Origin of the sequence: Coleofasciculus sp. (assembly GCF_046565525.1) — a bacterium.
Taxonomy (GTDB): Bacteria; Cyanobacteriota; Cyanobacteriia; order Cyanobacteriales; family Coleofasciculaceae; genus Coleofasciculus.
Window position 1 is genome coordinate 66,428 of the sequence record NZ_JBKHUP010000024.1, and the last position, 10,830, is coordinate 77,257.

Genomic DNA, 10,830 nt, shown 5'->3' on the forward strand with positions numbered 1-10,830 from the left:
TCAGCTCATGACACCCTAGTATACGTGCCAGTACCATCCTCTGTCGTACAGTTTTAAACAGGTGTAGAGAGTTAAGCCAGTGAGCTGTACCTAACAAGGTTGGATAACATTGTCGAGGCAAACTTTACCAGTAATGAGAGTCTCAAAGTAATGCGAGTTTTCGTTCTAGACAAAAACCTACAACCTCTTGACCCAACGCATCCAGCGAGAGCAAGAGAATTACTGAACAAAGGGAGGGCTAAAGTATTCAAGCGCTATCCATTTACTATTGTCCTGCAAGACAGAACCGTTGAAGAATCAGTCACGCACCCACATCGGATCAAAATCGATCCTGGTAGTAAAGTAACCGGATTTGCAATCGTCCAAGAAGAAACGGGGCGAGTAACAAACGCAATTGTTGTCTCACACCGAGGGCAACAAATTAAAGATTCCCTCTTAGCTCGCAGGTCATTAAGAAGGGGACGCCGTAACCGTAAAACCCGTTACCGCCAGCCTCGTTTCTTAAACAGAACCCGTAAAACCGGATGGCTACCACCATCGCTGGAGAGTCGGATTGCCAACATTGAAACTTGGGTACGACGGATTAGAAAACTCTGTCCGATTTCAGCCATCTCTCAAGAACTGGTAAGGTTTGACCTTCAGCATATCCAAAATCCTGAAATTAGCGGGGTTGAGTACCAAAGGGGTGAGTTATTCGGTTTTGAAGTTAAAGAGTATTTACTTCAAAAATGGGACAGAAAATGTGCTTACTGTGGCGCTGAAAACGTTCCGTTCGAGATTGAACACATTCTGGCAAAAAGTAAGGGTGGTTCAAACCGAGTCAGTAATCTTTGTCTTAGTTGTCATTCTTGCAACCAAGCTAAAGGGAACAGACCCGTTGAAGAATTCCTGAAAAAGAAGCCTGAAATCCTCAAGCGAGTCCTAGCTCAAGCCAAAGCACCTCTTAAAGATGCTGCGGCTGTTAACGCTACCCGATGGGAATTGTACAGACGACTTCAGCTAACAGGTTTACCTGTAGAAGTAGGCTCTGGAGGTCGCACCAAGTTTAACCGTAAAACTAGAGGGATTGAAAAAGCTCACGCTTTCGATGCAGCCTGTGTTGGAGCGTCAACACCTGAAAGGTTATTAATTCGAGGCATTAAACCTCTCAAAGTTGCCGCGAAAGGACACGGAACTAGGCAGCGTTGTCGCCCTAACAAGTACGGATTCCCTAAAGCTCACGCTCAATCAGCCAAGTATTTCCAGGGTTTTCAAACTGGCGACATTGTTAAAGCTGATGTCTCAACAGGTAAGTTCGCGGGTCAATATGTTGGTCGAATTGCTATTCGATTTAGACCTAGTTTCGTCTTGCAGTTGCCAGCACAAAAGTTTGATGTACATCCCAAATACTTGAGAACTATTCATAAGGCAGACGGCTATGAATACCAATCCTGAAAACAATGATTCGCTATCGATCAATTTCAATGTTGGCGGCAATTCCCCTCCCGCTAACCTTCGGTATAACGGGAGTCCCCTTCCCGCATTAAAGATGGTTAGCGCCATGTATCCTAAAATGCAGTTGTGATCAGAATAACTCATCCCCAGTTCAATTAAATCACTGACTCTTAAGTTATCACTCGCTTTGAGTATAAATGCAGATAGGCTGACTCAAGTCAACTGAGTGAAAACTAGCATTCGGTTGAGCGAACTATAGCCAACGTCTTCTTTTATCCTAAATTGGGGATGGGTTAACAACTGTTCACCCTTATTTATCAAGAACATATTTTGAAGCGGTTTTGACGATAACTTGTAGAAAGCGGAGGGAAGCTATGACGGTTTTAGAGCGAGTACAGGAAATGTTTGATTATCTCTGGGGAGGTGTCAAGCGAATCTTTGGCGCTACCGATGACGAATATCCAGAGACAGGTGTTCAACCCTTTGAAGGTGATCCTAAGGAACGGCGATAAATTACCAAGTACAGGTTTAATATAGCCATCCTGTTTGAGTTGTGAAATGCTAGATGATCAGATCCCCGACTTCTTGAAGAAGTCGGGGATCTTGTCCTCATTCATTTATCGGTGAGGAGGATTTAACCCTTGATTTTGGTTACTAAAGCGACGCTCTAGACAGTCTACCCAAAATTTCACTTTTCAATACATCCTGCTGTTGATTGCTTTGAACAATCACGGCGACTTGATTATTAAATATCTCAATATACCGTCGATCGCGTTCATTAAAACTTGTCTTAAAATAATCAGGAACTTCAGGATAATCAGCGGAGTTATCCTCAGGAAAATTCCCCGGTTTGCGCTTGTTGAGTAACTGCGTCACTCCCAATAACTCCCCATCACGACTTAAAACCGGCATACAGAGCAAACTATAGGTGCGATATCCAGTTTCTAAATCCATTTGTTTGGCGTGTAATGCGCCAACATGGTCATACAAGTCATAGGAAATCATCATCAGTTTACCCGATGCTGCCACTTGACCCGCAAAACCCGTACCAATTTGACAGCGAATTTTCCCAACACCAGGAAGTTCAGTCCATAAATCACCACGTTGGCGATCAACTAGCCAAAGGATGCTGCGATCAGCATTGGTCAAGTTTTGCGCCGCATCCATTACTTTTTGCAGAATTTCCTGGGATGTCCAATTCCCTTGACTAATCGAACTAATGGCTAGCCATAACGCATCGATGGCTTGTCGCCCCTGAATGATACGCATTTCTCGATAAAAAGATTGTACCCCTTCCAGAATGGGGAGAATAGAAGGGACAGATTGAGCCAGTTGCTTTTCATCGGCTTTCCTAAACCCTTTAGGGTCAATGCGTTCAGATAACGGTGCGCCGCGATCGCTAGTGGGTTTCAGTTTATTGTACAATTCCATAATTGCCACCACATTCTGCTGCGAATTGACGATGGGATAGACTAAATGACTATGAATAAGATAGTCCTCAACTTGAGGGGTAGCCGTTTGAATTAATGTCGAGAGGCTTTGATGCTTATGATTCACTCGATGTCGCGTCAATTTGAATGTCAAGTCAAAATCTTTTCCATCAACAGCAATCTGGACTTCCCTAATTTTGCCAATTTTATCATCAACAATCAACGACCAAAACTCCTGATGATCGCTATTCAAGATAAAAATTGTACTTCGTTCAGCATCTAGGGACTTTGCTACCGATTTAGCGACAAAATTTAGCATGTTGTGCATGACTTCATCACTATGGTTGCCCACGGCTTGACTTAGCATAACTAGGGTATTATGAACCCCTTCTTTGGGTTGAATTTGGGCAAGCTGTTTTAATGTTTCATGGGTTTGGGCATAGTGCAGAATCACACCCACTCGCTCGTTAAACACTTGCATCGACTGGCAGTCATGCTCATCAAAACTCGCTTTAAATTGTGCAGGCGGTTGGGGCCAATCTTCAGGTTTATAGGACGGAAAATGTCCTGATTTACGTTTATTAACTAACTGCGTCACGCCAATTAATTCACCATCGGCGTTAAATACAGGCATACAGAGTAAACTACAGGTGCGATAACCCGTGGTGCGGTCAAATTTTCGAGAATTTGTTGCATCAGGATGATCGTAGAGGTCAAAGGGAATATTTAGGGGTTGACCCGTTTTCGCCACCTTACCTACAAATCCCACACCGACAGGGACTCGCATTTGGGTCAAGGAACCATCAGCTTGGGGAATTTTTGTCCACAAATCATGGCGATCGCGATCCAAAAGCCATAAGGTACTGCGATCAGCATTCATGAGTTTCTTTGCCGCGTCCATCACCCGTGGTAGGATTTCTTGAATATCTAAACTACTCTTATCGAGAGAACGAGTGGCTTCTGCTAAAGCGGCGGTTGCTCGCAGTTTCTTTGTGGCACGATAACAGGATTGACAGCTTTCTAGAATGCGGCGAATTGCTGGAATAAATTCTGCCAATTGCTTTTGGTCACGTTGGCTAAATCCGTGGCGATCAATTAACCAATTTCCCTGATTATCCAAGTGTTTAGAGCGCTTTAATTTGTTGAGTAATTGAATAACGGCAAGGACTTGGTGGTTTTCATTTGTAATTGGTAATGCCAATACATTATAGGTATAATAATTATACTTTTGGTCATATTCTTTAACCAAATCAGACCGAGAATCTTGGTAAACATTCGACCGGATATTAATTAACTTTCCCGTTTTGGCAACTAGACCCGCAATTCCTTCCCCTAATCGTACCTGAATATCTAGAAATTCACTTCCTTCATTCTCAGCCACGACTGACCAAAGTTCGGTTTTATCTTCATTGAGTAAAAAGATAGTCGATCGATCGGCGCTGAGTAAATCGCCGATTTGTAAGGTCACGTCTCGCAACACCTCATAAAGCGCCTGCGCCGAATCTCTACCATCGGCGACACAAGCTAGTTGAGAGACTAATAGTTTTCGCTCCAGTTCAGCCAGGGTTTTCTGAAATTTGGCATACTGAGGTTCGGGTTCTAAAGCAGCCAGGTGTTTTTTTAGCCAACTGGGGTTAAAAACTGACCGATAAATGCGATTGTGAACTTTTAAAATTCCCCCTTGCTTGACCACTAATCCTGACAGTCGCAATTCCATTTGTTCGGGACTCTCATCAGCAATAATTTCTTCGCATCGATTGGGGGATGTTCTCAACTCCGATATTCCCCGGATCGGGGATGAATGAGACGAGGATAAGATTTTTTGGTAAAGCTTTAAAAGTGGACGAGTGCGTTGTTCATTTCTGAGCAAGCGATCGCGAATGGTGCGTAAATGCTCCGGTTCATCGTGGCTTTCCCAGTTTTCCAGAATGCGCGATCGCACGAGTTGCTCAACCCAGTTAGATTCTTGTCCGAGCGGCGGTGCATCTTCAGCTTCGACGATTAGCTTGCAGAGTTTCTGGGTTAAAAAGGGTTGTCCCTGTGTCCAACTGAGTACCGCTTTCATCAGTTCCTGGGAGTTGGCGGATTTGACGGTTAACCCTTGGGTAATAGGTTCAGCTTCGTCTAAGCGAAAACCCGTCAATTCAATCGCTTCTCCACAGTTGAACGGAAGACTATAGGCTTGGGAACGAATTAAATCTGTCGGCGACGCCACGCCTAAAATGGCAAAGGTGAGGCGATTATATTCCGGTTGATCGGCACGATTATTATGACAAGCGCGAATTAAACCAAAAAAGTCATTCACAGAAAATGGCAAACGGAGAACACTATCGACTTCATCGACAAAGATAATTAATTTTTTTCCCAAAAGTGATTCATGTTTAAGGAGAACATCTTTAATAAATCGCACCAATCCCTGGGTACTGGATAAGCTTCCATAGTTGCACCACCAGCTATCAAAGTCGCCAATTTTATCCAGGAGATTAAAACTATCGGCTAGGGTATAGGTGATACTGCCATAAAATTCACTTGGCGTAATATCGGGACTAATAATTTCAGTTAAATCAATTGCAGCACAGGCAATTCCTTCCGACTGGAGTCGCGTCATGGTTTGCACTCGCAAGCTAGACTTCCCCATCTGTCGAGAGTTCAGGACATAACAAAAGAGTCCAGCTTTTAAGGCTGTATAGAGAGCGCGATCGGCTTGTCGCCAAACATAGGTGGGAGCATCAGCCGGGAGACTCCCACCGACTTTATATTCATACATGCTTTACTGAATAAGTCTGGTTGTGGAGGTAGGATGCAGGGGAAGCATGTTCCAGATGTGCCATGGCACTATGGCAAGCAGGGGGAGCAAACTTTGAGTATTCTTTGGTGAATCCTCGATAAATCCATAATAACTTTGTTGAAGCATGGTTTCCCAAGTGATTTGTTTGTGTAGGCATTCTGCTCCTGTACCCAATAAAGACGGTACAATCGTTTTATGTCCCTAGTGATTGGCTCTTAAGAGTTTTGAGGGCTTCAGGATGAGTCACTAAATAATCCTTGAGCCAGTCATAACCTCTGGCTAACAATTCCTCTAATCCTTCAACCCACCACAGGCGAACTATGCCATCATATCCAGCCGTAGCAATACGTTTTCCACTTTCACAAAAACTCACAGTTCTGATTGCTCCTTGATGATCCTGAAATTCAGCTAGCAATTGTCCGGAAATTGTCCAAAGTTTTGCTTTGCCGTCTGCACCTGCTGTGGCAATAATCTGCCCGTCAGGACTACAACTGATACTGGTAGCTTCTCCCTGATGTGCCTTCCATTCCCCTAAATGATGTCCCGATAAATCCCACCAACAAACAGTACCATCTATTCCTGCCGTAGCGATGCGTTGACCATCTGGGTGAAAGCTTATACTCTTGAGTTCACCTCGATTTGTGTTCCATTGAGTTAGCACATTTCCACTCACATCCCAGAGACTGATAATACCATCGGTTCCGGTTGTAGCAATGCATTTTGTGGGTAAGCTTTGCCAACCCGGACTACAAGTAACACTGTTGATTCTAGCAGAATCTTGAAACTCGTAACAGAAAATGACGTTATAATCAACACCCTCTAGGTTTTTGATCTGCCACTGTGGGTTATCAGGATTTGAAGATAAAAGAGAATTGAACAATTGGGTATTAATTGGCTGCGATATAACTCGCCACAGTCGCACCTTCCCATCGGCTCCGGCGGCGACAAGATAATGCATTCCTGGGCTAAAACTGGCATTTTTTATCCAACCTTGAGGATCATCTAATTGAGCCAATTGCTTCCCGGTAAGGTTCCATAAACGGATTTTACAGTCGGCTCCCACGGTAAAAATATGCTTTTGGCTAGGGGTAAAACTTACGACATACACCGTACCGTAATTAGTATTCCATTGAGTTGGATGCTTTGGAGACAAGTCCCAAATTTTGACGGTTTTGTCAGTACCCCCAGTCGCCATAAGTCGCTGATTTGGACTAAAGCATAGACTACTAACTGAACCTTGATGACTATGAAGTCGATATAACGGCTCCCCTGACAAATTCCAGACTCTAGTTATACCGTCTTCTTCTGCTGTGGCTAAATACTGCCCATCCGGGCTAAAATTCAACGTTGTAATTCCTGTTTCACCTTTCCATTGAGCGAATTGCCGCCCGGATAAATCCCAGAGTTGGATGATGCTTTTTTCATTAACTGTCGCCACCTTCTGTCCATCCGGGCTGAAACTCAAAGTTGTAATTCCCGTTTCACCTTTCCATTGAGCTAACTGCTGCCCGGATAAGTCCCAAACTTTGATCATGTCGTTTTCATTGACAGCGGCAATCCTTTGTCCATTGGCACTAAAGCTAACGTTGAACCAGGTAACGGGCAATTTTATCGGGACACGGGTAATCAAAACCTTGAAAGTTTTATAACCTGGGCGATAAATTCGCAGAGAAACTTTCGTTCCTTCATTCCCACTTAGAATGGTTAGAGCTTCTTTTAAATTCATATTGGAAACAGGCTGACCATCAATTGCCAAAATGCGGTCACCTGCTCTCAATCCGGCTTGGTGAGCTGGGGAATCCTGCAGGGGTTGCCTAATCTTCAAAACTTTGATATCTCGATTTATTTGTAAACCAACACCGATGAGGCTCGATTTTTCTGAAGTTGTTCGCTCACATTGAGCCAACCGTTGTCCCGCTAAGTTCCAAATACTGACAAAGCTGTCACCTGCTATCGCTAAATACTCTCCATTTGGACTAAAGGTTACACAACTGATTCCTACCTGATGAGTATTAAATTCAGCGATTTGCTGTCCGGATAAATGCCAAAGTCTAATTTTTCCATCCTCTCCAGCCGTAGCAATATGCTGATTATCTGGACTAAAAGTTACACTCCTCACTCCTGGTTTAGGAAGCTCCAGTTGAGCTATCTGCTGTCCAGATTGATTCCAGAGTAAAACCGTACCATCTATTCCTGCGGTGACTAAGTTCTGCCCATCCGAGCTAAAACTCATGTTGTTCACTCCATACTGATGCGCGTTGAATTCATTCCGCTCTCGGATGTGATCAAGAATCGTTTGTAGCGCCAATACTGGACGAACGGTGGGATAGTTTTCTAGGCAGCAATTATCCTGGACTAGGGAATACAATGCCTGTCCAGCTTTCATGGCTAACAGTAGAGCTTTGATTTCCTGTTTGGCAAATAAGGCTAAAGCTCTATCGGCTAACTGTAACGCCCTAGCCGCTATTTGATTAAATCTCTGAATTTCTATTGGTGATTGTCTCAGTAATGGTGTTTTCTTTTGGTAAGAATTCGCTTCTACTAATATCTCATCGACCCAATTGTTGTTAAAAACTGCCTGATAAATCCGGTTGGCGACTCTTAACTTTCCCTGCTGTTTTACCACTAACCCAGACAGCCGTAATTCCATCTGTTCTGGGGTGTCCTTGGCTTTCACTTCTCCTTGGTGTAAAATCTGTTGATAGATGAGCAGTAAGGGTTTCTGGCGCTGACTCCACTTGATGCGATCGCGGATTGTTCTCAAATGCTCCGGTTCATCGGCGGTTTCCCAGTTTTCGATGATATTTTCCCGTACTAACGCCTCTATCCCGTTCGATGATTTGAGAGTATTTAATTCTGACTCTTGCACAATTAATTTACACAGCTTTTGGGTCAGAAACGGCTGACCCCCTGTCCACTCCAATACCTCAGCGATTACCTGTCTGGGATGGCTGACAATTGTCTCTAATCCTTGCACTAATGGACTCACTTCATCCAAGTTAAACCCGCTTAATTCTATTGCTGTGCCAATATTAAACGGCGTACTCAGTGTTCTGGAGGCGATTAAATCTGAAGGTGTGGCAACTCCCAACAAACAAAATGTGAGGCGTTGGTAATCTGGGTTATCCACGCGCTGATTATAGCAAGCACGGATAAAGGCAAAAAAGTCATCCCGAAAGGGGATTTTTATGATACTATCGATTTCATCGATAAAAATAACGATGTTGTCGGATAACTCAATTAACAGCACATCATCGATAAATTCACTCAAGCGTTGTACCGGAGATAAAACCTCGCGATCGCGCCACCAGTTGCTAAAGTTAATCTTCCTGGAAAGTCGAAACCCGCGCAACAACTCAGACACCAATCCGCCATACCATTCTTCTGGCGTCACATGACTACCAATGCGAGTCATATCAATCGTGGCACATTTGACACCTTGGGCTTTTAGCTTTTTTGTCATCTGCACCCGCAAGCTGGATTTACCCATCTGCCGAGAGTTGAGAACGTAGCAGAATTCTCCATTCAGCAATCCCTGATACAGATCAGAATCAGCATTTCGCACTACATAAGTAGGATGCTGATACTCTAGACTTCCCCCAACTTTGTAGTAGTTCTTCTCTGACATGATATAAATTATAGTTAAATTCTCTGACCAATAAATGAAAAGTGGAGTGTTTTATCGAACGGGGCAACAAAGTTGAACGGCTACTGGCAAACCTCTAGTTTTTCTAAGGCTTTCGGATGAGTAACAAAGTAATAGTTGAGCCAATTGCAGCCTCGATAGAGCATTTCATTTAATCCCTCAACCTGCCACTTCCTGGCGGTGCCATCATTGGATGCAGTGGCAAGGTACTTTCCGTCGGGGCTAAAACTAACACTCGTTACTGCACGCTGATGCCCCTTAAATTCTGCTAGCGGGTTACCCCATAAATCCCACAACCGGGCAGTACCGTCTTCACCAGCCGTGGCGATATACAGTTCATTGGGGCTAAAACTCACACTCCTTACCCAACCCTGATGCCCCTTAAATTCCGCAAGCGGGTTGCCAGATAAATCCCATAATCGGGCAGTACCATCATGACTAGCCGTGGCGATGTATTCTCCAGTGGGGCTAAAGCTGACATTCGTTATCCAGTCTTGATGCCCTTTAAATCCCGTTAGCGGGTTCCCCGATAAGTGCCAGAATCGAACTGTGCCATCCTCACCAGCCGTGGCGATATACGGCTCATTCGGGCTAAAACTGACACTGGTTACCCAGCCTTGATGCCCTTTGAATTCGGCTTTTTGCTTGCCCGATAAGTCCCACAGTCGGGCAGTACCATCTGATGAAGCCGTAGCCATGTATTGCCCATTTGGGCTAAAGCTAACATCGGTTAACCAGTCCTGATGTCCTTTAAATTCGGCTTTTTGCTTGCCCGACAAATCCCACAATCGGGCAGTACCGTCTTCCCCAGCCGTGGCAATGTATTCTCCATTCGGGCTAAAACTGATACGGGTTACCCAACCCTGATGTCCCTTAAATTCAGCCTTTTGATTACCAGACAAGTCCCACAGTCGGGCAGTGCCATCCGATGAAGCCGTAGCCATGTATTGTCCATTGGGGCTAAAGCTAACACTGGTTAGCCAGCCATGGTGTCCTTTAAATTTAGCTTTTTGGTGGCTAAACAAATCCCACAACCGAACAATACCGCCCTCACTCGCTGTGGCAAGGTACTCACCATTGGGACTAAAACTGACACTGGTTACCCAGCCCTGATGCCCTTTCAACTCAGCGATTTGATTGCCAGACAAGTCCCACAACCGGGTAGTGCTATCGTCATGGGCAGTGGCAATATACTCACCATTCGGGCTAAAATCGACACTCAAGACTGTACCCTGAACCCCCCCTTGAAATTCAACGAGTTGCTTTCCAGACAAATCCCACAATCGGGCAGTACCATCAGCCGAAGCCGTGGCAATGTATTCACTATTGGGGCTAAAACTGACACTCAAGACTTTGCCTTGATGCCCCCGGAATTCAACGAGCTGTTTCCCCGATAAGTCCCACAATCGGGCAGTACCGTCTTCCCCAGCCGTGGCAATGTATTCACCATTGGGGCTAAAACTGACACTCCAGACTTGACCTTGATGCCCCCGGAATTCAACAAGCTCTTTCCCCGATAAGTCCCACAATCG

General features: G+C 44.7%; 5 protein-coding genes. 2 read left to right on the forward strand and 3 right to left on the reverse strand.

Translation table 11 applies throughout. The annotated features are described in order from the left end of the window. Positions 1 to 150: 150 nt before the first annotated feature. Complete coding sequence (iscB, locus tag ACLGGO_RS11200; RefSeq protein ID WP_446419366.1) at positions 151 to 1,434, forward strand: RNA-guided endonuclease IscB; 1,284 nt, start codon at positions 151 to 153, stop codon at positions 1,432 to 1,434. A gap of 374 nt (positions 1,435 to 1,808) precedes the next feature. After that, a complete protein-coding gene (locus ACLGGO_RS11205) occupies positions 1,809 to 1,946 on the forward strand; it encodes a hypothetical protein (protein ID WP_446334391.1) in 138 nt (45 codons plus the stop codon). 142 nt (positions 1,947 to 2,088) lie between these two features. Here ACLGGO_RS11205 and ACLGGO_RS11210 read toward each other — a convergent pair whose 3' ends face one another. The 3 genes from ACLGGO_RS11210 to ACLGGO_RS11220 form a co-directional block, all read right to left on the reverse strand. Then, the gene (locus ACLGGO_RS11210; RefSeq protein WP_446419367.1) at positions 2,089 to 5,631 is read right to left on the reverse strand and encodes a GAF domain-containing protein; all 3,543 of its coding nucleotides are present in this window, start codon (positions 5,629 to 5,631) and stop codon (positions 2,089 to 2,091) included. A 214-nt stretch (positions 5,632 to 5,845) separates the two neighbouring features. After that, positions 5,846 to 9,280, reverse strand: a complete 3,435-nt coding sequence (locus tag ACLGGO_RS11215) for an AAA-like domain-containing protein (RefSeq protein WP_446419368.1) — start codon at positions 9,278 to 9,280, stop codon at positions 5,846 to 5,848. An 80-nt stretch (positions 9,281 to 9,360) separates the two neighbouring features. After that, on the reverse strand, positions 9,361 to 10,830 hold a 1,470-nt coding region (locus ACLGGO_RS11220), incomplete at its 5' end, for a WD40 repeat domain-containing protein (protein ID WP_446419369.1).

What these genes read in the sequence shown, in the direction of transcription:
- ACLGGO_RS11210 (WP_446419367.1), bottom strand. Translation starts at nt 5,631, where the DNA reads ATGTATGAATATAAAGTCGGTGGGAGTCTCCCGGCTGATGCTCCCACC.
- iscB (WP_446419366.1), top strand. Translation starts at nt 151, where the DNA reads ATGCGAGTTTTCGTTCTAGACAAAAACCTACAACCTCTTGACCCAACG.
- ACLGGO_RS11205 (WP_446334391.1), top strand. Translation starts at nt 1,809, where the DNA reads ATGACGGTTTTAGAGCGAGTACAGGAAATGTTTGATTATCTCTGGGGA.
- ACLGGO_RS11215 (WP_446419368.1), bottom strand. Translation starts at nt 9,280, where the DNA reads ATGTCAGAGAAGAACTACTACAAAGTTGGGGGAAGTCTAGAGTATCAG.